The following is a 22,319-nucleotide window of genomic DNA, read 5'->3' as shown; positions in this document are numbered from 1 at the left end:
AATAACGACGATAAGCGCTGGCTTCAGCGCCGCACCTACCGTCGGTAAGCGTTTAACGGGCACCCAATAACCGCACCAAATCGTCCTGCTCAGGGGTAGGGTACTGGCGTGCTGGGCTCACTAAGTATTGCCCATTATGCGAGGTCACCTCGATAGGCCACTGGTAGACAGAAGATAAAATCTCATCGGTATATACCTCAGAAACCTCCCCCATAGCGGCGATGGCGCCGTCGGCAAGACAAATAATCCGATCGCAATAAGCCGCGGCCGCATTCAAATCATGCATGACCACAAAAACCGCAATATTGGCCTCACGTGCCAAATTCTTCACCAATGCCAACACCTGCTCCTGGTGGCTGATGTCCAGTGCGGCCGTCGGTTCATCCAAAAACACGATCGGTGTCTGCTGCGCCAACACCCGCGCCAATGCCACCCGGGCCCGCTCGCCACCAGAAAGCGTCGCAATATCGCGCCCAGCAAGATGCACTGTGTCTGTGGCTGCAAGCGCGGCATCGATGATCTGCTCGTCGACGTGTGGCTCCACCTTTTTCGCCCATGGACGACGGCCCATAGCCACCACATCGCGTACTAAGAACTCAAAAGAAACCGAAACATCCTGCAGCATCACCGCGCGGATCAGCGCCAGCTCTTTCGGGGATGCCTGCGCTGGGTTCACGCCAGCCAAACTGATGGTGCCAGTTGAAGCCTCGAGATCGCCACACATCGCAGCCAATAACGTGGACTTGCCCGCACCATTCGGCCCAATCAGCCCGGTGACCTGCCCGGCTTCCGCGTGGACACTGATATCGCGCAGTAGGGTCTTCTGACCAACCTCTACGCTTAGCTGAGAAATTTCGACGATACTCACTAGACAGATCCTTTCCGCATCATCCTACGCAAGAGGATGAAGAAGGTTGGCCCGCCAACCAGTGCGGTGAAAATACCGATCGGCAGATCCGCAAACGGGATCAGGGTCCGGGCGGCGACGTCGGCAAGCGCAATCAACAACGCACCGGCCAGCGCCGAAGCTGGCAGCAGAATCTTATTTTCCGGGCCGACAATGGTGCGCAACACGTGCGGCACGATCAAACCGACGAAACCAATCAGGCCGGCGAAAGACACCGCCGCAGCCGTCAGCACCGCTGAAGCGACGATAGCGACCATGCGCAATGCTGCGACGTTGATGCCCGTGTGCCCGGCAGCTTTTTCACCCAAAGCCAACACATCAAGCTGGGCGCCCAAACGCGAGGCGATGGCAAAACCGACGACGACGATCGGCAAAACCACCCAGACATGCTTCCACTGGGAACCGTTGAGCGAACCCATCTGCCAGAAAATGATCTGCTCGCGGCTGGTCGTCGGCGCCAGATACACCATGAAAGAAATCAAGGCGCCACACACCGCATTGACGGCAATGCCGGTCAAAATCAAGTTGACGACGGCCACTTTGCCACGGTTATGCGCCAGGCGATAAATGATTGCAGTGACGATCAGTGAGGTGAGAAAAGCTGCGGCAGGCACGGTGAACGTACCTAAAAAACTGACCTCAAACACGATGACCAGGGCCGCACCGACACCGGCGCCTGAGGTTACGCCGACGATGCTGGGTTCTGCCAGTGGGTTAGCGAACACCGCCTGCATTAAACAGCCAGCTACACCTAAAGCGGCGCCGACCAAAAAGCCTAGGAAGATTCGCGGCAGGCGAATGTCCCACACCACGCTGGCGGCAATATCAGTTTCTGCACGTGGCCCGGAGGTCAAAATGCTGAGCAGATCCGGCAAGGACAGGTAGTACTGGCCCAGCGCCGTCGACAAGAGCACAGAACCCACCAGCAGCACGATCAGTGCGACGAAGGTGCCCACACGCAAACGGTGGCGTTGAGCGAAGACATCGTGGTGTTGCTGGGGTGCCCGGGGGTTTTCTCGGCGGTGGCGCGCCGTCGTGGCCGCACGCTCAGCCGACGGGGCAGTGGTGGTCTTATTGCTGTTCTGGGTCATAAATCGCCTGTGCTAGACGCAAGAGGGTTTGTCCGGTCATCGGGCCGAAGGCCAGGGATTGGCCGTCGGGAAGTGTAACAATACGTTGTTTCTGTCCGGCGATGGTTTGCGCGATACCCGGCCGTTCCATGAGTCCTTCGATGCCGCCGGTGGATTCGAGCCCCTTGGTCATCATGATGATGAGTTCCGGGTTGATCTTCGCGAGCGATTCCGCATTCGCTGGTTCCACATAGGACAGGTTGTGCTCGGTTGCTAGGTCGATACCGCCGACGCCTTCGATGAGGTCTTTCGCGCCGGTGCCCTCACCCATGATGAAGAACACGCCAGCTGTGCCGCGGGCGTACAAAAACGCGATGCGCATCGGATCTTCTGGGACGAGCTCTTGAATGGCCGCGAGATCCTTTTCCAGCTCGTCGACGCTGCGTTGGGCGAGTTGCTCTGCCTCATCCGGCAAACCGACAACTCCGCCCAGGGTGGTGATGTCTTCTGCAATGGAATCAATGGTGCGGGTTGGCTCCATGACCACGGTGGTCACACCCGCATTGCGGATCTGATCGATAGCATCCCGTGGGCCAATGGAGTGATCCACGATCACGATCGACGGCTGTAGCTCCAGGACAGCCTCGACGTTGATGTTGTGGCCACCTTCGGTGACGACGGGCTTATCCGCCATGATGTCTTCCGTGGAAGAGACCGTGCGGCCGACGATATTGTCCGCTAGGCCCAGGCCAGTCAGGGTTTTGGTGTACGTGCCGTACAAGTCCAGCGCTAGGATGCGGGAGACATCCTCGACGACGACGTCGTAGCCGTCAGCGTCGGTCAGCTCCACCGGTAGTTGTGGTTCGGGGTTGTCCACGACCGGAACGACGTCCTCGAAATCGTCGACGTGGGTGACACCGGTGAATGAGCGTGGATCGTTGAGATCTCCTGCTGCGGGTAGTTGCTCGCGGAGCTGGGAATCGCCGGTGTGGGCGTATTCTCCCTGGATGCCGCAGGCGGTGAGTACGAGCGAGGCAGCCAGTATGATCGCCGTGAGCATGCTTCGGGCGCTGGTTTTCGGCAGCACAGGAGTGGTGGTCAGCACGGGCTTATCCTTTCGGGGTGCGGTATGGGAGCTTGGGGAGTCATTGGGAGTTGTTGCGCAGTCGTGCGATAGTCACAGGACAGGCGTGGGATAGACGCGGGGAGGGGCTTAGGCCGGGTTGCGCATGACCAGGTGGCTCATGGAACCACCAGCGACGATCAAGCCGGCTAAGAACAACAGAATGTAGGTGCTTGGGTTTTCGCCCAGGCCAGAGTTGTTGGCGCCAGCGGATTTAATTTTGAAGTTTCCGGAACCGTTTTCGTAGCCGGTGGTCTGGCCTTCCCCAGACAGCGGATTATCAGCACCGCCTGCGACGTCACCGGTGCCACCGCCACCAGCGACCTTGCCGGTGCCCCCAGCACCGCCGGAACCAGCGGCACCGCCCGCGGTGCCAGAACCAGAAGCGCCTCCGGCTGCAGAGCAGTCGCCCGCACCGCCGAGCTGGGCATCAAAGTTCAGCGGATCCAATTCCAGGCCGGGCTCGTAGAAACCGGCGAAGGCCTTTGCGCCGGTATCGGTCAGGAACACTCGAGCTTTACCACTGGCCTTGTTGGCATCCACATTGAGCGAGTCGAACTGCAGATCTGCGACCGCTACGCGGCCGAAGTTGAGTTTTTCGCCTTCCATGGTGGACGAGCGGACGTCGGCAAGCAGTTTGCCGGAGTTGCCGTTGAACGTGACCTCTGGGTTCGAGACATTCAAATCCAGCACGCCGTGGTGGCCATCGAATTGCACCGCGCCGTTGTGCCGGATGCTGCCAGTTTTCGCGCCAGTATCTACGTTGCCGGTGTTACCGCTGAAGCGGTACTGGCCGTCGACGTAGTCGCTACCCTGCAGCGTCCAGGATCCCTTGGCGATAGAACCGGTGATGTACGAGCGGAAAGACTTCTTCAAACCCCAACCCAGGGTGGAAGAGGTGACCCCGGTGGCATGGCATTGTTCGCCCGCACCGCCTGTGCCTGCTTCGCCCGTGTTGCCACCAGCCACGTTGCCGGTTCCTCCACCAGCGCCAGCTGCATTGTTGGCACCACCACCAGAGGTAGTTCCGCCACCGGTACTACCGGTGCCACTGTTGCCGCTAGCGCCACCGGATTGAGACTGAGCGGAATTCGAGTTACCGCCGCCCGACCTGCTGCCACCGGAAGTCGTACCGCCACTGTTGTTCCCCGTGCCGCCGGTGCCAGAGCCACCGCCGAACCGTTTCTGATAAGACTCGTATTCATCTAAGAACGCCTGGCTGTTGCCCATGAACGTGGTGAAGGCGTTCAGGGTGTCGTTGGATTCTTGCAGCATGGACATGATTTCTTTGTTGAAACCAGTGAAATTACCCTTGATGGTGTTTAGCGTGCGCTTGTTGCCACCGGAACCTGAGCCACCAGAATTACCACCGGAATCGCAGCTACCATCGGTTTTAATGGCCCCGGAGGTCGGATCCATTTCTTGGCCTGCGTCATAGGCCAAGAACAGCTTTTGACCTTCGGCGGTCAGGTTGGTGGTGCCGGCCAGGTTGACCTCACTGGCGCCGGATTCGACCGGGGTGTTCAGGTTGATGGTGGCGATGGCGACGTCGTCGCCGGTGATTTGCGGGCCGCGTTTGCTGGTGTCGACCATGTCGGATTCATAGGAAACGTAGTCGACGATGATGTCTGCCCGGTTGCCTTCGGCGCGAACCTTCCAGTCTGAAAGCGTCATATCCAGCAGGTCGATATTAGTTTTGCCGTGGTGTCCGTGGCCATTGAACTTTAGTGTGCCGTTGAAGTTGAAGGTGACACTGTTGCCGTTGGCCTCGGTCTTTTTCGGGGAGAATACGAAGGCACCGTCCGGGCCGGTCTCGCTGCCGCTAAAACCGATGCCGTCTGCTCCCCAGCCGCCTTTCGCTACTGGGCCCTGGATGTAGTTGCGGTAGGACTGCTTGATGCCCCAGTTGAAACTGCATTGTTCTGCCGCATGAGCGGTGGGGGTGAATGCTACAGCCAGCGCGCTGAGCGAGCCTAAAGATAAGGCAAAGCTACTGGCTATAGCGCGGCGGGAAAGCGTGCGTAGTCGAGACGTCGACTGCTGAGACACTGTGGACTCCTAAACTCATGCAGGTGTCTTTCAGGTACCGCGCGGTTCCGGGCAGGATTTCCGCGCAGGCAGTGGTGAATAGACGCGGCGGTAAAACTGTGTGAAATGTGGGGTTGTCCTGCAGATATTCTTCTAGCAGAGCTTCCCGAATTTTGTGCATCTGTAGAATACCTGGAAAACCTAAGAAATAATAGGCTAGGCTAAAGCCAATTGGCCATGTCTTTGTATTTTATTCAGGAGAAAACCCGTGAATGCCCCCACTGCCAGCTCTTTTCGCAGTCTTTACCCGGATGTGAATCCTACTAATGGTTTACCCCTCACTGGTGTGGAAAGATTAACCTTAGTTGTTGCTTGCATGGTGTTGATCTATGGCTGCGTGAACGGGGAATTGCTCATCGCTGGCGTTGGCTTGGCTCTGCTGCTGTTTGCTGTCGTGGCGCTATCGCAAAAGACGGCCCGTCGTATTCGCTCCGAAGCCAGAAATCGCTTCCCGGCTGAAGATTGGAGTGAATACCGCACGGCCAGTCGCCTGAATCTAAACCTCTATATTCCATTGATTTGGCTGGTGATCATCGTGATGACGATGGCCGGATTCTGGTGGATCCCACACGATTATTCTGTGCTCGGCGGGGCGCTGATTGCCGCGATCTCCGGGGTGCTGATCTGGTTTATGCCTGGTGCCAACCCGGTGTGGAACCGCCGCCTGCGCAGCGAACAAGGCGTGCAGTGGGCGCCGGTGAATCAGCACTCGCAGAACCTAGGACCAGACACCATGCACTAGCCAACCCCACGGCGCGTGGATTCTTCCCGCTCTATACTGGGCGGGTATGGCACAGATGAAACTGCTGGTGGACTTGCCAGGCACGCTGGTGCGTACCCCGCGTGACGCGCGCGACCGAGCATTGCTGCAGGCTGCAGGTATCTATGACGCGGCCTCGGAGCAAGCGCAGAAATTCTGGCAGGTATTCGCCGGTCTCCGCCCAGCCTATTTCAGCGGTGACCTGGGCGATCAGCGGTTTTGGCAGCAGATGATCGCCCGCGTAGGCCTGGACGATTGCGATATTGCCGAGGCCATTGCCGCCGATATCAACCCGTCTAATCATCTGGATACCGAGGTGTGGGGCTGCATCGATAGCCTGCTGGACGCCGGCATGTCCGTTGGTGGCACCGCTAATTGTCCATTGAGCCAGGCGCAGAACTTGCGCAGCCAGCACCCGCAGTTCGCAGAGCTCGATGCCCTGGTGCTTTCCTGCGATATCGGGGTGGCGCTTCCCGACGAACGCATGTTGGAAGTTGCTGCCGACGCGATCGGGGGCAGCGTGCGCGAGACCATGTTTATCAGCACAAACGAGGGCCATCTGGCTGCTGCGGCGGAGCTTGGGATGTGCGCCCGGCTGTATTTGGGCGTCGGGCAACTGTGTGAATTGGTGGACCAAGTTTCACGTTAAACATGCCGTCGGCAAGCACTATCGCATTAGCATGGTGGCATGGCTTTGATCCTTCCTTTTAATGGCAAAACTCCGCGCGTGCACGAATCGGCTTTCATCGCCCCGAATGCCACCTTGATCGGCGATGTAGAAATTGGTCCGCAGGCTTCTGTGTTTTATGGCTGTGTGTTGCGCGCAGATTCCAACCGCATCAAAGTCGGCGCTCGCACTAATATCCAAGACAATTCGGTGTTGCACGTCGACGCCGATGCCGATTGCGTGCTTGGCGACGACGTCACCATCGGCCACATGGCGCTCGTGCATGGAGCGCACGTGGGCAATGGAACGCTGATCGGCATGAAATCTGCGTTGCTTTCGCGCTCAGTGATTGGTGCCGGCGCGCTGATTGCTGCTGGGGCGGTGGTGCTGGAAGGCGCGGAAATCGGGGATAAAGTCTTGGCCGCTGGGGTGCCAGCGAAGGTGCGTCGTGAGCTTTCCGACGAAGAATCTCAGGCATTCATCCCGCACGCAGCAAAATATGTGGAAACCGCCGCCGCGCACAAAGAACTCAACGGCTAGCCCACTGAGTCAACTAAGCCCACTGATCCCATGCAGCCCGGCGAGCTCGTGTAGCCCACGCAGCCTGTTGAACCCACGTACGACTAATCGTCGCTGCGCACCAGCTTCAGCGGTTCACGCAACATCTGATCCAGTGCCGCCGCACGCGTAATGGAGCGCACGACTTCTTCGTGAGTAGGCACCATGCGCATCTTCGGGGCTTTCTCCTTAGTCATGATCTCGCGGACGGTAGCGGCAAAGATCTTCGGAGCGAGTGGATCATCCACGAAGGCCGAGCCCGCCACTACCACCGTGGAAATCTTGTGCTCTTTCACCAGATCCACCGTGAGTTTCGCGAGTGTGCTGGCGCGGGCATCCAGGATTTTACGCACTGCGGTGTCCGAGTCCGCGATGGCGACGGCGTCGGCAAGAGTCTGCGGGGAGTACTCGGCTGGCGCAGAAGAAGCACTTTCCGTGGCCGGGGAAAGGCCTGCAATCTGTTGCAGAATATAGTGGGTGATCAGGGTTTTTTCCGGGGCTTCGGCAGAAATATCCAACTCTGTGTTGCTGATCGGCGGTAACACGTCGATGGGGTGTACGCCGGAAGGGTTGGTATAGGCTGCGCCGATGGAGTCGTCGGCGAACAGCACCAACGTGCGTTCGGAATCATCGGAAACCAGCAAATCACCAGCCTGCATCTCGGAACCAAGGATCGCCGGCACTGCCGAGGACACCGAAACCGGCACAGAGAACTGATAACGCAAGGAAGCAGCAACGTCGACCTGCTCCCAGCCCAAGTTTGGCGCGCTAACCACGCCGTCGCGGCTGACCTGGCCAGAGGTGGTCACACCCACCGATAACAACGTGTGCTCCAAACCGGTGACCAAACGGTGCAACCCGGCCATGATGTGCTGGATGAAGTCGCTCTCGGTCAGCTCGGCGACGGGAGTGTCAATGGTGGACTCACGGATGGTACGGCCGCGAATGTCGAACACTGACAGGAAAGTTTCTTTCGTGCCCACCGCAATACCGGCGAGCATCCACAACGGCTTCGCGAGCTCCACCGGTGTCGTTGGGCGACCGCGGCCATGCGAACGGGCGAGATCATCACGAGCAACCACATAGCCTTCATTGAGCAACGTGGTGATCGCGCGTGTGATCGTCGGCTGAGACAAACCGGTGGCGGTAATCAGGTCTGCCCGGCTAATCACAGACTTCTGGCGGATTACATACAGGCATTTTGCAGCAGGGGTGGTGGGCTGGCCGAATGCCTGGGGGTGCTGGAAAGACTCTGGCGGTGTGCCGTTGCTGTGGGCAGCTGCTTTTCCAGTCGCTGTTCCTGGTTCCTCCATGGCTATTAAGAATACTATGAACCCCTGGCGGTACCGGCGACGACCTGCATAAAAACCCGCGTGTGTGGCAGCCGGGCAAACGTCGGCAAGCAGGTACTACTGTGACTACTGTGACTGCTGGGGCAGTTGTAGAAACCGACGGTATACGGTGGGACGACTAACACCGGGCTGGGTGGAAACTTACAGGCAAATGGGTTTAGACTCACCTGCTATGAGTAGCGAATCGACCGCAGACGTGCGCGAAAACCGCGCCGGGCAGCAGTGGACCCAGGACCGCACCGAGCCGCGTCCGCCGTCCTTGCTGGATGCTTCCTGCGAGAATTTTGTCTATGACTTGGCAGAGCTTTCACCCACCGAAGCCACCGCGTGGGGCATTGCGGGCTACGACGACAAGCTGGAGGATTTCTCCCCGGAGTATTACGAGGCCGTAGCTGATCGCACCCGTGAGATGATCGAGGACGTCAACGCACTCGACGAAGCCACCGATGAGTCGGATGACGACGACGATTTCGACGAAGTCGATTACGTCACCGCGAATGTGTTGCGCGATCGGCTGCTGTTGGAGTTGGACCTGCACCATGCCGGTGAGGCCGAGGCAGCGCTGAATAATATCGCTTCGCCAGTACAGACCATCCGCGACACCTTGGTGTTCATGCCCAATGAGTCCACCGAGGATCTGGATAATCTGCGCTCGCGGTTGAGCTTGGTGCGCAACAGCTTGGATGGTTACCGCGAATCGCTGAAGGACGCCTGCGCGCATGGGCACTCGCCGAAGTATCGCCAGGTGGATGCCGTGGTGAACCAGTGTGAGGATCTGGCGCAGCCAGGCTCGCTGTTGGAGGGGCTGGGCCTGGACCCGCATAGCCAGGAAGTGGTTGACGCTAAGGCTGCTTTTGGTGAGTTTGCGGATTGGTTGACGCTGGAAGTGGTGCCGCAGTCCAGTTCCCGTGATGGGGTAGGCCGTGACCGCTACGAGCGTTTTTCGCGGCTTTTCGTTGGCGACAGCGTGGATTTGGATGAGGCCTACCAGTGGGGCCTGGAGCAGTTGCGAGAAATCAGCGAGGCGCAGCGCAAGACTGCGGCGCAGATTTATGACGACGAGACGGATTGTCGTGAGGTTTTCCGTCGGCTGAATCAGGATCCGAAGTACCTTTTGCGTGGCACCGACGCGTTGGTTGAGTGGATGCAGGAGAAGGCCGACGCCGCAATTACCGCGTTGCACGGCACGGAGTTTGATATTCCGGAGCCGGTGCGCACCATCGAGTGCAAGATTGATCCGGCTGGTACTGGTGGTATTTTCTACACCCCACCGTCTGATGATTTCGCGCGTCCGGGCCGCATGTGGTGGTCGGTGCCGAAGGAGACCACCACCTTCCACACCTGGCAGGAATTGACGACGGTCTACCACGAGGGCGTGCCGGGCCACCACCTGCAGTTGGGGCAGACGCTGATGGAGCGGGACAACTTGAACCTGTGGCGTCGTGTGGCCTGCTGGAACTCCGGTCATGGTGAGGGCTGGGCGTTGTATGCCGAACAGCTGATGGCGAAGTTGGGCTATATGGATGATCCGGGCTTCCGCCTGGGCATGTTGGATGCGCAGCGTCTGCGTGCGGCCCGTGTGGTGCTGGATATCGGCGTGCACCTGGGCAAGAAAGTGCCGGATGGTCCGGGCCACTGGGATGTGTGCTACGCCAAGAACTTCTTGCGTGATAATTGCGCGTTGGATGAGGCCACGTTGTCGTTTGAGCTGGATCGCTACCTGGGTTGGCCGGGGCAGGCGCCGTCGTATGCGTTGGGTCAGCGCATGTGGTCGGATTTGCGCGATGCTGCCGTGGCGCAGGGCATGAGCGTGCCGCAGTTCCACGCGGAGGCGTTGAGCTATGGCTCGATCCCGATGTCGATTCTGCGGGAGCAGATCCTGGACTAGGTTCGAGAAATCTGCATCAAAATGCTGCAGGCGGGAACTTAATGTCGATTGCTGACGGCGCGTCCGTTTTTGTTAAGGCTGCTTATAGGAACGTCGCTGTCGTCGGGCATTGCTCCAACCGGTTCGGCGGGGTCCGGGCTTTCGGGTTTTAGGCCGCATAAACAGGGTGAGGCCATCGAAATCCGTGGGCTCCCAATCATGTCGGTGAGTACGGAATTCCATTCCTTGTTCATTCTTGGCTGCTTGTACTAGTAGAGCACGCCCGTCTTTGCAAAGTTCCACTGTTCTTGCCCACAACAGTTCACGGATTCGTGCTGATGGGGTGCCGACAAATACCCCTGGGCTGACCTCTGTCAGCCATTTTGTTAGGTCACCGCGTAACCCAGCTGGGCATAGGGGGATGAGCCAGATGGAGTGGCTAATCGCTATAGCAATCATCTGTTTCCCCGCGCATACGGGGATGATCCCCATTATAGGCCGTAATCTACGACATCGCAAATGTTTTCCCCGCGCATGCGGGGATGAGCCGAGATGGAACCTATGCGCAGCCCGCTACCGGCCAATGCAGACAGGACCAATGCGGGTCTAGCGACCGCTATCAGTTTCCAGACGACAGATGGTAGATACAGACCACTTTGGAGAGCAGTCAAAAAGACTAGGGGGAAAAGCTGGAACCAATCGACTATTCACCAGATGAATAGGGCGGTCCCTGAAGGTGCACGCGGTGTAGCGTCGGCTGACTGGAAAGACGGTGGTGGGCATATGTGGAACTGGGAGAAAGTCAACGGAAAAATCGTTTTTTACGACGCGCAACCAGGTAAAATAGTCCCCACAGCAACATATGCCAGTGGGGCAAAAACTCACCAATTATGGTTAGTCCGCACTGACGATCAAGAACTCACCGACGGTGCAATTGATGTAATGAAAAGGTGAACACAAAATGATGGATAAACAGCATGCGCAGAAAATTGCGGATGAATATTATAAATACGGTGCAGTGTTTTCTGACGATGTTGATGATGTGTTCATTTTTAGGCAGAGAGTTCCAAAAGGTGAAAATGCAGTCAAGGGGGGTAGGTTCTGTAATTGTTTATGCAGATGGTCGTTCAGAGCAATTATCTTCCTCGCCTATCATGTGGCCGGATTGGTATGCAGATTGGGTGGATTCACTAGACGGCTGACCGCACGTTAATCGCTGGCATAGTCACGCATGAGACCAGGGCAGGCAGAGCCGGGCGCTCCACGCAGCTTGGTCCAAGCGAGCACACTTCACTCCAACTCAACCCGGGAGGTTGACTGAATGCCAAACGCCAACGGTTTTCCCCGCGCATGCGGAGATGAGTGGTTCGCAGGAGCAGTTTTAGATTTTGGGATTAAAATAAGGAACTTTGAATACTTGATATTCCCCGTTGTACTACTTTTCTGTACGGCGATATTTTCCCTATCTCTAACATTTGCAACCTTTGTGAAAAAATATTTCAGCTGTTTTCAAATGGTATAGATAGGTTAAGTCCCACACTGTATATATTGTCATCTATTCTTTACGCATTGAGGATATATGTAATGGTGAAATCGTATATACCGTACGGTGTTTTCCTCTTTTTTGGGGCTTTTGATATTTTCCTCAGGGTATACGCGTCAAAACTATGGAACTTCGGACTGAAATACTTTGGTATGCCCAGTAATAATTCTTAGGGCACTTCACTGTATGCGGCTTCCTCGCGTGCACGTGATGCGCTGGTGATCACCACCCACGGTGAGGCGAGTGCGCTGCTGCCGGATGATTCGCGGGCTGCGGAACATATTGCGGGGTAGGGCAGAATCTGTGCGCGGCTGTCCCCACGATCGGTTAGGCGTCGTTACGAGCGCGCTGCGCGAGCTTATTGCCCAACGCCTGGATCACCTGCACCACGATGATCAAGATGATGACGGTCAGGATGATCGCCACAGAATCGAACTGCTGGTAACCATAGGATACTGCCAGGTCACCAACGCCACCACCACCGATGGTGCCGGCCATAGCCGTGGCCGAAATCAGGGTGATTGTCGACGTGGTCAGCGCCAAAATGATCGAGCTTTTGGCTTCAGGAAGCAAAAAGTACCGGATCGTCTGCCACAGCGACGCCCCCATGGACTCGGCCGCTTCCAAAATACCTTCGTTGACCTCAAGCACAGATTGTTCGATGAGACGTGCCATGAACGGCGCGATAAAGATCGTCAGCGGCACGAGCGCGGCAGTCATGCCAATCGAAGTGCCCACCAATGCGCGGGTGAACGGGATGATCGCCACCATCAAAATCACGAAAGGCAGCGAACGTACTGTATTCACTAGGAAGTTAGTGGTCTGGAAAAGAACGCGCTGCGGGTACAAACCGTGTGGGCGGGTCAGCACCAAAATGATGCCCAATGGGATACCACCCAGCGTGCCCAACAACAGGGAAAACCCCACCATGTATAAGGTTTGCCAGCCCGCCTCGGCATATTGTTCCAGGGTGACCTTGGTATCCAGGATCTGCGTAATATCCATTAGCCGACTACCTCCACATCAATATCGGCTTGCTCATTCATCCACCGCACCGCCTCGTCGAGCAGGCTGGAGGCCTGTGCATCGTTGCCCGTGGTCTTGTGCGCAGCATTGTGGACCGTGAGACCCAGCACCAGAGTCCCGACAGTTCCCGAGCGCAGCAGGGTATCGGAGGCGTGAATGATATCGGTAGAAATGCCTTTGTTAACCAGGTGATTAACCAGGTCTTTCGCAGCACCGTGCCTGTGAACCAAGCGAACGACTGCCCCGTAACCGGCATTGTCGGTCACTTCTTGTACAGCGTCGGGAAGCGAATGCGGCAGAACATTTTCCACGAACCGGCGCGTGAGTGACTGCTGTGGGTGTGCAAAAACCTCCGTCACCGAGCCTTTTTCGATGATCCGGCCGTTTTCCATAACCGCCACGGTGTCGGCGATCCGGGCAATCACGCCGATCTCGTGGGTGATGATAATGACGGTGATCCCAAGCTTTTCGTTGACCCGCATGATCAGATCGAGGATCTGGCCGGTGGTCAACGGGTCCAGTGCAGACGTGGGTTCGTCGCACAGCAAGATCTTCGGATTGGTCACTAGCGCACGGGCAATGCCGACGCGTTGCCTTTGCCCGCCAGATAACTGTTTGGGCAGGTGATCGGCGCGTTCCGCTAGCCCCACCATCTCCAGAACTTCGGTGACGCGTTGCTCAATTTCACGCTTCTTCGCTTTCGCGAGCACCAGTGGCATGGCGACGTTTTGCGCCACCGTTTGGGTCTCTAGCAGGTTGAAATGCTGGAAGACCATGGAGACCTCGCTGCGTAGACCACGCAACTGCTTTTTGATAGTGCGCCGAGGTCCTGGTCGAGTACGCGCACCGTACCGCTGGTTGGTTTTTCCAGGCCGTTGATGGCGCGCAGCAGCGTGGACTTGCCAGCGCCACTGGTGCCGACGACCCCGAAGATCGAACCAGACGGTATTTCCAGGTTAATTTCCTGCAGCGCGTTGATTTCACCAGATTTACTGGTGAATGTTTTATGTAAATCGCGAAATAATACTTCAGCCATGACGGGAATTAGGGTGAGAATGTGGCAGCGTTACTTGGTGAGAGACTCTGGGATGAACCAGTAATCGTCCTCATTCTGTCCCTCCAGGAAGTCAAGGAACTCTTCTGACCTGTACGCATCGATGACAGCCTGTGCCCATTTGGCATCCTTTTTATCTTCAGTGGTTACTGCCTGCAAGATCAGGTCGTCGCTAAGATCCTCACTTTCCAGGGCAAGCGCAGGATCCACACCGGAAGAATAGGAAATGGAGCCCGGAATGATGCCCCAGTCAACATCGTCCAGGGCGCGTGGGATCGTGGCCGAATCCATCGGTTGGATTTTCAGGTCGTGTGGGTTTTCCTTGATGTCATTAACGGTGAGGAGCTTCTCGTCGGCATCATTCATGGTCAGCCAGCCGAGCTTGACCAAGATGCGGAATGCGCGGGTTTGGTTAGAAGCATCTTGTGGGATGGCCACGGTTTGGCCCTTGTCGACGCCGTCGAGAGAGTCAATAGACTTCGAGTAAATCTTGGTTTTCACCGTAGGCACGTCGGTAAGGTTGATCAGGTTTGAGCCAGTTTCATTGTTGTAGACGTCCATATAAGCAATGTGCTGGTCGACGTTAAGGTCAACCCGGTCTTCCGTTAAAGCCACATTGGCCTGGCGCAATTCTGAGAAGTCCGTGTAATCGACGGTGTAGCCCTCATCGCTCAAAATCGGCGCGATGCCGTCTTTGAACAGTTCTGAATATGGCCCAGGGGAGGTGCCGACCTTAATTGTGTTCTCGTCGTCGGCGTCACCACCGGCGCACGCGCTGACACTAAGGGCGGCGGCAGCCGCTGCCACTGTTGCGGTGATCTTGGAGAATGTTGGTTTCATTTGTAGGTCCTTGTCCGTGGTTGTTTTTCGAATGGGTTTGGTTTCGTCCTGATTTCTTGGCAGGAAATCGTACGTCTACACACAGTGGACCAAATGGTTCAAAAAGTATAGACAGAGCGGTACGGAATGGCGGAATTGTCTTGCTTAATGGCGCTTATTCGCTTAATTGTTCGATGTGGGTGTGGTGTATGTGCACTGTTCTCGTAGGCTTAATGGTGGGAAATGAAACCAACGATAAGGAGCCGCAATATGGCATTCAATGCACCATTCGTCCACCACACCAAAACTGCTGAGAAGCTGCAAAAACTAGCCAGCTACGCTACTGGCGCCGGCGTGATTGCCGGGGTGCTCGCATTCTTTATTGCTTTAGACGACACTGGAAGCGCTATTGCTGGGCTTCTCATTTCCGCCACTGTGATTGTCAGTGCAATACTCGCGGGCGGGGTAGCTTACGCGATATTTGTCATTATGGAAATCGTTGCGAAAGTGGCCAATGAAGACGCGGCACGTGCGTATCGGGAGCGACAAATGGGTAGTGGAGGTGATGAGTAAATTTTCAACTTCCTACATAACATAACACCGGTGTTAAGTAGTATTATGTTGCGCCGGGTGAGCTAAAGCTACTGTTCAAAGGGCTAGCATGTCGCAAAAAATGAGTGTAGTGAGCGAACATAACACCTTAACTTCCCACATAACATAACACCGGTGTTATGTTGAGTGTTATGTTCAGGTTGGGCCTGAATCCGGCTTCTTTCTCTTTCTTTTTGTTAAACCTTGGATGATTTCAGCTACAGCACTGACAGCGGTTATTGCTAGAAAAGCGGCAAAGAAGAACCAAGGAGACTCAGGGGAGGGAAGCGTGACCCACACTATAAGGATCGCAATTCCGCCAATGGCTATTCCAAGTAGTCCATTGAGTAACGCCTTATAGATAATTAGCTGCTCCTTACTTTATGTGTCTTGAGTGAACGATAGCAGCTTCCACGAGACTTCAGCGCTTATTATTTTTTGTTAAGTCTGGTCTCACTTCGAACCGCGACCACCGGCCGAACCGCACCTACCGCCGCAGTTTCCGCACCCCATGCAACACCTGCGGCAACCAGCTAGCCAGCAATAACACCGCCAACAAGCGGATGATCTGGATCGCCACCACCTCGGCACCAGCACTGCCTTCCGCAGACAACGCCAACACCGTCTCCAGCGCGCCGGGGCTAGTGGCCAAGTAGGCCTCGAAATACGAGATATCCAGCCACACCGTCAGCGGCCACGCGCTTAGCGCGCACACCGCCATCAACGCACCCAAAAACGCGAACGTTGCAGGCAACTGCTTCGAGAAAAACGCCAGCGTATCGCGCTGCAGCGAACCACCGCACACCCAACCGATGGACAAAAACGCGACAATCGCCAAATATGCCGGCGGTGCCACCTCCACGCTGTCGGGAAGCAACGCGGCCGCCAACACCGTCGCCAAGAGTGGCCCCAACGCCGTCGGGGCGGGCACATGCAACCGCCGCGCGGCGGGCTCGGCACCCAGGGCAATCACGGCGAATATCACCAGCATCCACCACGGGCTATCGTTGCTCAAGCCTTCTTCGTGTAGCTGCTCACTCATGAACAAGTGCACGATCACCGGCAGCGTCAGCGAGAGCACCAGCACACGCAAAAACTGCGTGAGCATGACGTAGCGGAAATTCGCCCCGAAATCGATCGCCAGCGTGGACACCACCGACGCCCCGCCCGGCAACATCGACAGCACACCCGTCTCCGGGCTGATGTGTCGCGGTTGCGCGCGCGATAACAGCACTCCACCGATCACGCCCACGGTCACCGTAAACACGGTCACAAACAACCCGGGAAGCAAGAAATGCAGCAGGTCAGCCGCCGGAATCTGCGTCAACGGCACTGCCGCCAGCGTCATGATGATGCCGCGGCCGAAACGATAAAACACCGGGTGCACATTCAGCTGCTCGCTCGTCGATAAGCTCCAGGTGCCAGAGATCAAAATCGCGGCGATAATCCACGCCGCCGGCAGCCCCACCGCATCCAACGTCCACCCGAGCGCCACCGAAGCGGGCGCGAGCAGGAACCACCGCCAGGATCGCGGCGTCCAGGATGGCAGTGCCCAGGATTGCGGTTTCATCGCTATCCACTGTAGCCGCCGAGCGGCCCTGCGAGCCCAGCCGCGTCCACTAAAATGTGACGCATGACTGATTCTACCCCCGCACAGCAGAAAATCGCCCTGGTCACCGGCGCATCCTCCGGCATTGGTGCCGCCACCGCGAAAGCGCTTGCCGACGACGGCTGGCGCGTGGTCATCGCCGCCCGGCGCATGGACCGGTTAGAGAAACTCGCAGAACAGATCGGTGCCACCGCGCACCAGCTGGATGTGACCAGCCAGGAAAGCGTCGACAAGCTGGCGGCAGCCGTCGGGCGCATCGACCTGCTGGTCAACAACGCCGGTGGTGCGATTGGCCTGGAATCCATCGCGGAATCTTCGCTGGAAGATTGGGACCGCATGTACGAGATCAACGTTGCCGGTACGGTGCGCGTGACCAAGGCGTTTTTGCCGTCGTTGTTGGTGGTGGAAGGTAATGCCGGCCTGGTGGTGAACATTGGTTCGGTGGCTGGGTGGACCCCGTATGCCGGTGGTGCGGGCTATAACGCCGCCAAGCATGGGGTGCGTGCGTTCAACCGGGTGCTACGCCTGGAAAATCCGGGTACGTTGCGCGTGACTGAGATTGACCCGGGCCGGGTGGCTACCGAGGAGTTCTCGCTGAATCGTTTCCGTGGCGATGCCGAGAAGGCCGCCGAGGTGTATGCCGACAAGCTGAACTTGAGCGCCGAGGACATCGCCGAGGCCGTGCGTTGGGTCGCGGCGTTGCCTGCGCACATGAACATCGACACCATGCAGATCACTCCGCGCGACCAGGTGTAATGGCGGCTGCGTTTAATGGCAGCCACGGCGGTTCGGTAACCTGGCCGCTATGACGACTGCGGATAATTACCCCTCGATCCCCATCAATGGTGCATCGATCAAGCTGGGCCAATTCATCAAACTGGCCAGCCTGGTGGCCACCGGCGGGGAGGCGAAAGAGCTGATCGTTGCCGGTGCGGTGACTGTCAACGGCGCGCCCGTCGACAAGCGCGGCGCCGCGCTGCACCCTGGCGATGTGGTCTGCATTGACGACGAGTGCGTGGTCGTGGCGGCGGCCGGCGATCTCGGCGACGATCTTGCCGACGACGATTACTTTGACGAAGCCACCGCCGATGACGATTTTGATCCCGAGAAGTGGAGGAACCTATAATGCCCGCATTTATTGCCGAAGTTGGCATGCCTTATTGGACGGATCTGACGACCTCGAATCCGCAGGTCGCGGCTGGGTTTTATTCCGAGCTGTTGGGTTGGGAGATCAGCGGTGATGATTACCACATCGCGCGCCTGCAGGGTTTGCCGGTTGCCGGGCTGATTCCACAGCCGGAGGGCACGAATGCGCCGGATACCTGGGTGACGTATTTCTTGAGCGCTGATATCGACGGTGATATCGCGAAGGTGCAGAAGCTCGGCGGCAGCGTGTTGGCGGACCCGCGCGAGGTGGAGTTGGGCACCATGACCGTGCTTGCCGACGCCGCCGGTGGCCTGTTTGGCCTGTTGCAGCCGAAGGGTGAGGATAAGTTCATCGCTGCTGGTGAGCCGTCGACCCCGGTGTGGCATGAGTTGACCTGCAATGCCGGTTTCGAGGATGCGGTGGAGTTTTATCACGAGCTGTTTGACTGGGGTATCCGCACGCTGACCGACGACGAAGCTGATGCCGACGGTGTGTATCCGAATGGTACGTATGCCGCGGCGATGGCCGACGGTGCACCTTTCGCGGGCCTGTGGAAAGCCGAAGGTCAGTTCCCGCCGCAGGTCAAGGGCTTTTGGCAGACGTATTTGGGCGTTGCCGATGCTGACGAAGCCGCGCGTCGTTGTGCCGAGCTGGGTGGGGAAGTGATCCGCGAGCCGTGGGATTCGCCGTTCGGGCGTCTGTGCTTGATCGCGGATCCGACCGGCGCCACCGTCACTTTGTGCGAGGTAGAAGAAGCACCGGAGGAAGGCCGCGAAGAAGATCCCCTGGACGGCATCGATCTGCCTTAGTTTGACCTGCCGTAGAGGGTTAGGCGTCTACTGTATCCCCGGTGGAGAAATGCCGCACCTTCTGGTGGAGAAATCCGGTAGGTTCTGCCGGAGATATCCAGTAGTCAGAAGTGGAGAAATGCCGCAGGCTGCTAGGCTGAGGGTGTGCATGATTATCAAAAACGCCATCTTGACCAGTCAATTTCTGCGGCGCTGGAGTCTGCCCCGGCTGTAGTGATCGCAGGTCCACGTGCTTGCGGGAAAACCGAAAGCGCCTCGCAGTTTTCGGCTTCCCAAATTTATCTCGATTCTGCAGATAAGCGGGCGGTGCTTGCGCGCGAACAACCCGCCACCGCGCTGCACGGCGAAACTCCGCGCTTGCTGGACGAGTGGCAAGTAGTGCCGGAAGTGTGGAATGAAGTGCGCCACGAGGTGGACCGTCGTCGGCAAGCAGGCCAATTTCTGTTGACCGGTTCTGCTACCCCTGATGAGCATCCAATGCGTCACTCTGGTGCGGGGCGGTTTCGTCGCTTACGCATGCGGACGATGACGTTGCAGGAAACCGGCGATTCCACCGGGGAGGTTTCCTTGGCCGCGTTATTGCGTGGGGAATCACCTGCGATCGCGGAACCGGAACGTGATTTTTCCGAACTCATCGCGCGTGTTGTCCGAGGTGGATGGCCGGGCGCTTTGAATATGTCGCACGAAGCCGCAGTAGAGATGAACCACTCGTATCTTGACGACACGTGTGAGCACGACTTTCCTTCTATTGCTGGTCCGCGCCGGGATCCACGTCGGATCCGCGCGTTTCTGGAGGCGATCGCTGGTTTATCGGCACAACCTGCTACTTTTAGCGCGATTGGCCGCAGGATGAAGGATGCTGCGGCACTGCCCATCGGTGAAACTGCACCATCTGTGCTTCATGATTTCGCCGAGCGTATGTTTCTAACCGAGGATCAACCAGCCTGGGCACCGAAGCTGCGTTCACGGACCGCTGCGTTACAGACACCGAAGCGTCACCTGTGTGATCCTTCGCTGGCAGCGGCACTACTCGGGGCGAATGCTGATCGGTTATTGGCCGAGCCCGAGTCGCTCGGGTTTTTATTTGAAGGCCAGGTGGTTCATGATTTGCGCGTCTACGCGCAGAAAAATAAAGCGCGAGGGGTTTTTCATTACCGTGATTCGAAAGGCCGGGATGAAATCGACGCAGTTGTGGAAGCTGCCGATGGTGCGTGGATCGGGCTGGAGGTGAAACTTGGCCAGCATGCCATCGACGCGGCGGCGGAGAACTTGTTGCGGGTGAGCGCAAAAATCATCCGGCCGCCGGAAGCACTCATCGTGGTGGTCCCGAGCGGTCTGGCGTACCAACGAGACGACGGCGTTTTCGTCGTCCCGCTGACGGTGCTTGGGGAATAGTTCAGGCTGCTACCGCTGCGGGCGCAAAGCCCGGGCGAAATATTCCTCCACAGCCTCGGGCTTATCCAGTGGCAGCACCGCACCGACGTATTGGTCTGGGCGTACGATCACAACCGCGCCATCACGCGAAATTCCCCGGGCTTCGAATATATCGTGTTCGTCGGAAAGCACCCCGAAGACGTTGTCCCAGTTTGGGACCTGGAATTTGCCGTTGCGCGGACGGAACAGCCGCGGCGCATCCAGGATTTCCCAATCCCAGTGGTTCGTTTGCTGGTAGATCGCCTTAATATCAAAGTAGGCGTTTTCATCCTGGTCAGCCGGGGTGAACTTGGCGACGATCTCCTCCACTGCGTCCGCCCAGGCAGTCATCTTTGATTCTGTGCCGGCCTGTGGGCGATCCGCGAAAGCGTAAATGCGGTAGCGACCATCAGCTGTGTGTTGGTGGCCCAAATGCGTACGCAGGGCATCGGAACGGCGCAGTACTTCATAGGATTTAAAACGCTTGCCGACGTCGAAGCCCGTCGCCAAATCTTGATGGGTGGCGTCACCGACGATCATGTTGGGTTCGTACTGGGTCCGGAAACCGGCTGCAAACTCCTCGGCTTCAACGTAGTATTTTTCCACCGCGTCAGGGCATTCCAGCTGTTCCGGTGGAGTGGCCATCAAGGTAGACCATTCGCGGTCAAAGTTAATCAAATTTTCTGCGGCTGGTTGGCGTTCACCGTGGTAGGTGCACAGCAGTTCCTCTGGTGCGCGTCCGTCGAGAACATGCCCGAGCTTCCAGGCAATATTGAAACCATCCTGCATGGAAACGTTCATGCCCTGACCTGCTTTTGCGGAGTGTGTGTGGCAGGCATCGCCGGTCAAAAATACCCGCGGGGTGGTGTTTTCATTGTCGAATCCGTCGACAAGCCGATGTGCTACTTCGTAGACGGAATGCCAGGCAATCATTTTGACATCGATGAAATATGGCGAGTAGATCTTGTTTGCTTTCTCAATGATCTTCTCAATCGGTGTTTCCCGAATCTTATGATTATCATTTTCCGGGACTTCACCGAGGTCCACGTAGATCCGGCAGAGGTACCCACCCTCGCGCGGAATATGCAGGATAGAACCGGCTTTGGAATGAATTGCACATTTTGTCCGCCAGTCCGGGAAGTTCGTATCGGCGACGACGTCCATGACGCCCCAAGCATGGTTTGCCTGGTTGCCTTGGAAGCTGCGACCGATAGATTTGCGCACCTTGGAACGGGCACCATCACAACCCAGGACGTACTTGGCGCGGACGGTACGTTGCTCGCCTTCAGTATTTTCAACCACGGCGGTTACTGGGTACTCTTCGGACAGGTCACCAACTTCCAAGGAAACAAAATCCCAACCATAATCTGGCTTAATGCGTGCTGGCCCGCGCTGTGCTTCCCTCGCGAAATAATCCAAGACGCGGGCTTGGTTGACAATCAGGTGTGGGAATTCGGAAATGCCATGTTCGTCGTCAATGGGGCGTGCACCGCGTTTGATGGCATCTGGATTTTCCGGGTCCTGGTTCCAGAACGACATCTCGGTGATCGTATAGGCTTCTTCGGTGATCTCAGCAGCAAAACCGAAAGCTTGGAAGGTTTCTACTGAGCGGGCCTGAATACCATCTGCCTGGCCGAGCTCCAGACGGTGTGGTCGACGCTCAATAATACGCGTATTGATATTTGGGAACATCGACAGCTGGGCAGCAGCAATCATGCCGGCTGGGCCGGAGCCGACGACCAGCACGTCCATGGTTTCTGGGAGTTCTTCTGCACGGTTAATGCCATATCCTGCGGCAGGAAGTACGCGGGGGTCCTGTGAAACATAGCCATTGTGATGAAACTGCATTGTTTTGCTCCTCGCTGCTTATTCGACACCGTTCTTTCATGCAACCGGGTTGAGGGCGGTGGTTGCGT

The 22,319-nt window shown here is 57.2% G+C and carries 22 protein-coding genes; 10 read left to right on the top strand and 12 right to left on the bottom strand.

Features of this window, described 5'->3' with window-relative positions; translation table 11 throughout:
- Window positions 1-52: 52 nt before the first annotated feature.
- The 4 genes from O146_RS0110010 to O146_RS0109995 all read right to left on the bottom strand — a co-directional run bounded on the left by O146_RS0110010 (window position 53) and on the right by O146_RS0109995 (window position 5,149).
- Window positions 53-868, bottom strand: coding sequence for a heme ABC transporter ATP-binding protein (locus O146_RS0110010; RefSeq protein ID WP_027018378.1), 816 nt, complete (start codon window positions 866-868; stop codon window positions 53-55).
- Window positions 868-1,998, bottom strand: a complete 1,131-nt coding sequence (locus O146_RS0110005) for a FecCD family ABC transporter permease (protein WP_027018377.1) — start codon at window positions 1,996-1,998, stop codon at window positions 868-870. The genes O146_RS0110010 and O146_RS0110005 overlap by 1 nt, the downstream gene beginning before the upstream one ends.
- Complete coding sequence (locus tag O146_RS0110000; RefSeq protein ID WP_027018376.1) at window positions 1,979-3,037, bottom strand: heme/hemin ABC transporter substrate-binding protein; 1,059 nt, start codon at window positions 3,035-3,037, stop codon at window positions 1,979-1,981. The genes O146_RS0110005 and O146_RS0110000 overlap by 20 nt, the downstream gene beginning before the upstream one ends.
- Window positions 3,038-3,190: 153 nt before the next feature.
- Window positions 3,191-5,149 carry an HtaA domain-containing protein gene (locus O146_RS0109995; protein WP_027018375.1) on the bottom strand — a complete coding sequence of 653 codons (1,959 nt, stop codon included), beginning with the start codon at window positions 5,147-5,149 and terminating at the stop codon, window positions 3,191-3,193.
- A gap of 355 nt (window positions 5,150-5,504) precedes the next feature.
- Here O146_RS0109995 and O146_RS11915 point away from each other — a divergent pair, with 355 nt between their 5' ends.
- Genes O146_RS11915 through O146_RS0109980 form a run of 3 tightly spaced genes read left to right on the top strand, consistent with a single transcriptional unit; the run spans window position 5,505 to window position 7,155 of the window.
- A complete protein-coding gene (locus O146_RS11915) occupies window positions 5,505-5,930 on the top strand; it encodes a hypothetical protein (RefSeq protein WP_051619398.1) in 426 nt (141 codons plus the stop codon).
- 46 nt (window positions 5,931-5,976) lie between these two features.
- Window positions 5,977-6,597 carry an HAD family hydrolase gene (locus O146_RS11910; RefSeq protein ID WP_051619397.1) on the top strand — a complete coding sequence of 207 codons (621 nt, stop codon included), beginning with the start codon at window positions 5,977-5,979 and terminating at the stop codon, window positions 6,595-6,597.
- 39 nt (window positions 6,598-6,636) lie between these two features.
- Window positions 6,637-7,155 (top strand): gamma carbonic anhydrase family protein, encoded by a 519-nt coding sequence (locus tag O146_RS0109980; protein ID WP_021352842.1) that lies wholly within the window; start codon window positions 6,637-6,639, stop codon window positions 7,153-7,155.
- A gap of 83 nt (window positions 7,156-7,238) precedes the next feature.
- On the opposite strand, the gene O146_RS0109975 is transcribed toward O146_RS0109980, so the two are convergent.
- A complete protein-coding gene (locus tag O146_RS0109975; protein ID WP_027018374.1) occupies window positions 7,239-8,486 on the bottom strand; it encodes an ROK family protein in 1,248 nt (415 codons plus the stop codon).
- Window positions 8,487-8,697: 211 nt separating this feature from the next.
- Between O146_RS0109975 and O146_RS0109970 the strand changes: the two genes are divergently transcribed.
- Window positions 8,698-10,413, top strand: coding sequence for a DUF885 domain-containing protein (locus O146_RS0109970; protein ID WP_051619404.1), 1,716 nt, complete (start codon window positions 8,698-8,700; stop codon window positions 10,411-10,413).
- Between the two features lie 72 nt (window positions 10,414-10,485).
- Here the strand turns inward: O146_RS0109970 and cas2e are convergent, their stop codons facing one another.
- A complete protein-coding gene (cas2e, locus tag O146_RS13265) occupies window positions 10,486-10,851 on the bottom strand; it encodes a type I-E CRISPR-associated endoribonuclease Cas2e (protein WP_425265837.1) in 366 nt (121 codons plus the stop codon).
- Between the two features lie 93 nt (window positions 10,852-10,944).
- Between cas2e and O146_RS13260 the strand changes: the two genes are divergently transcribed.
- The gene (locus O146_RS13260) at window positions 10,945-11,346 is read left to right on the top strand and encodes a toxin glutamine deamidase domain-containing protein (RefSeq protein ID WP_081820637.1); all 402 of its coding nucleotides are present in this window, start codon (window positions 10,945-10,947) and stop codon (window positions 11,344-11,346) included.
- Between the two features lie 916 nt (window positions 11,347-12,262).
- Here the strand turns inward: O146_RS13260 and O146_RS0109950 are convergent.
- The 4 genes from O146_RS0109950 to O146_RS0109940 are packed head-to-tail and all read right to left on the bottom strand — an operon-like array spanning window position 12,263 to window position 14,855.
- Complete coding sequence (locus O146_RS0109950; RefSeq protein ID WP_023018580.1) at window positions 12,263-12,940, bottom strand: methionine ABC transporter permease; 678 nt, start codon at window positions 12,938-12,940, stop codon at window positions 12,263-12,265.
- Window positions 12,940-13,737 carry a methionine ABC transporter ATP-binding protein gene (locus O146_RS11905; protein ID WP_279625092.1) on the bottom strand — a complete coding sequence of 266 codons (798 nt, stop codon included), beginning with the start codon at window positions 13,735-13,737 and terminating at the stop codon, window positions 12,940-12,942. Before O146_RS11905 ends, O146_RS0109950 begins: the two co-directional genes overlap by 1 nt.
- Window positions 13,710-13,997, bottom strand: coding sequence for an ATP-binding cassette domain-containing protein (locus O146_RS13125; protein ID WP_279625091.1), 288 nt, complete (start codon window positions 13,995-13,997; stop codon window positions 13,710-13,712). Before O146_RS13125 ends, O146_RS11905 begins: the two co-directional genes overlap by 28 nt.
- 30 nt (window positions 13,998-14,027) lie before the next feature.
- Window positions 14,028-14,855: a MetQ/NlpA family ABC transporter substrate-binding protein gene (locus O146_RS0109940; RefSeq protein ID WP_027018370.1), complete on the bottom strand. Its 828-nt coding sequence runs from the start codon at window positions 14,853-14,855 to the stop codon at window positions 14,028-14,030.
- Between the two features lie 249 nt (window positions 14,856-15,104).
- Here O146_RS0109940 and O146_RS0109935 point away from each other — a divergent pair, with 249 nt between their 5' ends.
- Complete coding sequence (locus O146_RS0109935; protein WP_021352045.1) at window positions 15,105-15,407, top strand: hypothetical protein; 303 nt, start codon at window positions 15,105-15,107, stop codon at window positions 15,405-15,407.
- A gap of 505 nt (window positions 15,408-15,912) precedes the next feature.
- On the opposite strand, the gene O146_RS0109930 is transcribed toward O146_RS0109935, so the two are convergent.
- Entirely contained in the window at window positions 15,913-16,995 is a 1,083-nt protein-coding gene (locus tag O146_RS0109930) for an AbrB family transcriptional regulator (RefSeq protein WP_021352046.1), read from the bottom strand.
- A gap of 63 nt (window positions 16,996-17,058) precedes the next feature.
- Here O146_RS0109930 and O146_RS0109925 point away from each other — a divergent pair, with 63 nt between their 5' ends.
- The 4 genes from O146_RS0109925 (at window position 17,059) to O146_RS0109910 (ending at window position 20,385) form a co-directional block, all read left to right on the top strand.
- Window positions 17,059-17,790 carry an SDR family oxidoreductase gene (locus O146_RS0109925; RefSeq protein ID WP_021352047.1) on the top strand — a complete coding sequence of 244 codons (732 nt, stop codon included), beginning with the start codon at window positions 17,059-17,061 and terminating at the stop codon, window positions 17,788-17,790.
- A 49-nt stretch (window positions 17,791-17,839) separates the two neighbouring features.
- A complete protein-coding gene (locus tag O146_RS0109920; protein WP_027018368.1) occupies window positions 17,840-18,160 on the top strand; it encodes an RNA-binding S4 domain-containing protein in 321 nt (106 codons plus the stop codon).
- Entirely contained in the window at window positions 18,160-18,990 is an 831-nt protein-coding gene (locus tag O146_RS0109915; RefSeq protein ID WP_027018367.1) for a VOC family protein, read from the top strand. The genes O146_RS0109920 and O146_RS0109915 overlap by 1 nt, the downstream gene beginning before the upstream one ends.
- A gap of 144 nt (window positions 18,991-19,134) precedes the next feature.
- A complete protein-coding gene (locus O146_RS0109910; protein ID WP_027018366.1) occupies window positions 19,135-20,385 on the top strand; it encodes an ATP-binding protein in 1,251 nt (416 codons plus the stop codon).
- 9 nt (window positions 20,386-20,394) lie between these two features.
- On the opposite strand, the gene O146_RS0109905 is transcribed toward O146_RS0109910, so the two are convergent.
- Window positions 20,395-22,251 (bottom strand): FAD-dependent monooxygenase, encoded by a 1,857-nt coding sequence (locus O146_RS0109905; protein ID WP_027018365.1) that lies wholly within the window; start codon window positions 22,249-22,251, stop codon window positions 20,395-20,397.
- Window positions 22,252-22,319 lie beyond the last annotated feature (68 nt).

The organism is Corynebacterium pseudodiphtheriticum DSM 44287 (assembly GCF_000688415.1).
Classification (GTDB): Bacteria; Actinomycetota; Actinomycetes; order Mycobacteriales; family Mycobacteriaceae; genus Corynebacterium; species Corynebacterium pseudodiphtheriticum.
The sequence above is the reverse complement of the archived record's forward strand: the minus strand, read 5'-3'. Positions and strand labels throughout refer to the sequence as shown.

Coding starts and splice junctions, on each gene's coding strand:
- O146_RS0110005 (WP_027018377.1), bottom strand. CDS start 1,998: ATGACCCAGAACAGCAATAAGACCACCACTGCCCCGTCGGCTGAGCGT.
- O146_RS0110000 (WP_027018376.1), bottom strand. CDS start 3,037: ATGCTCACGGCGATCATACTGGCTGCCTCGCTCGTACTCACCGCCTGC.
- O146_RS11915 (WP_051619398.1), top strand. CDS start 5,505: ATGGTGTTGATCTATGGCTGCGTGAACGGGGAATTGCTCATCGCTGGC.
- O146_RS11910 (WP_051619397.1), top strand. CDS start 5,977: ATGGCACAGATGAAACTGCTGGTGGACTTGCCAGGCACGCTGGTGCGT.
- O146_RS0109980 (WP_021352842.1), top strand. CDS start 6,637: ATGGCTTTGATCCTTCCTTTTAATGGCAAAACTCCGCGCGTGCACGAA.
- O146_RS0109975 (WP_027018374.1), bottom strand. CDS start 8,486: ATGGAGGAACCAGGAACAGCGACTGGAAAAGCAGCTGCCCACAGCAAC.
- O146_RS0109970 (WP_051619404.1), top strand. CDS start 8,698: ATGAGTAGCGAATCGACCGCAGACGTGCGCGAAAACCGCGCCGGGCAG.
- cas2e (WP_425265837.1), bottom strand. CDS start 10,851: ATGATTGCTATAGCGATTAGCCACTCCATCTGGCTCATCCCCCTATGC.
- O146_RS13260 (WP_081820637.1), top strand. CDS start 10,945: ATGGAACCTATGCGCAGCCCGCTACCGGCCAATGCAGACAGGACCAAT.
- O146_RS0109950 (WP_023018580.1), bottom strand. CDS start 12,940: ATGGATATTACGCAGATCCTGGATACCAAGGTCACCCTGGAACAATAT.
- O146_RS11905 (WP_279625092.1), bottom strand. CDS start 13,737: ATGGTCTTCCAGCATTTCAACCTGCTAGAGACCCAAACGGTGGCGCAA.
- O146_RS13125 (WP_279625091.1), bottom strand. CDS start 13,997: ATGGCTGAAGTATTATTTCGCGATTTACATAAAACATTCACCAGTAAA.
- O146_RS0109940 (WP_027018370.1), bottom strand. CDS start 14,855: ATGAAACCAACATTCTCCAAGATCACCGCAACAGTGGCAGCGGCTGCC.
- O146_RS0109935 (WP_021352045.1), top strand. CDS start 15,105: ATGGCATTCAATGCACCATTCGTCCACCACACCAAAACTGCTGAGAAG.
- O146_RS0109930 (WP_021352046.1), bottom strand. CDS start 16,995: ATGAAACCGCAATCCTGGGCACTGCCATCCTGGACGCCGCGATCCTGG.
- O146_RS0109925 (WP_021352047.1), top strand. CDS start 17,059: ATGACTGATTCTACCCCCGCACAGCAGAAAATCGCCCTGGTCACCGGC.
- O146_RS0109920 (WP_027018368.1), top strand. CDS start 17,840: ATGACGACTGCGGATAATTACCCCTCGATCCCCATCAATGGTGCATCG.
- O146_RS0109915 (WP_027018367.1), top strand. CDS start 18,160: ATGCCCGCATTTATTGCCGAAGTTGGCATGCCTTATTGGACGGATCTG.
- O146_RS0109905 (WP_027018365.1), bottom strand. CDS start 22,251: ATGCAGTTTCATCACAATGGCTATGTTTCACAGGACCCCCGCGTACTT.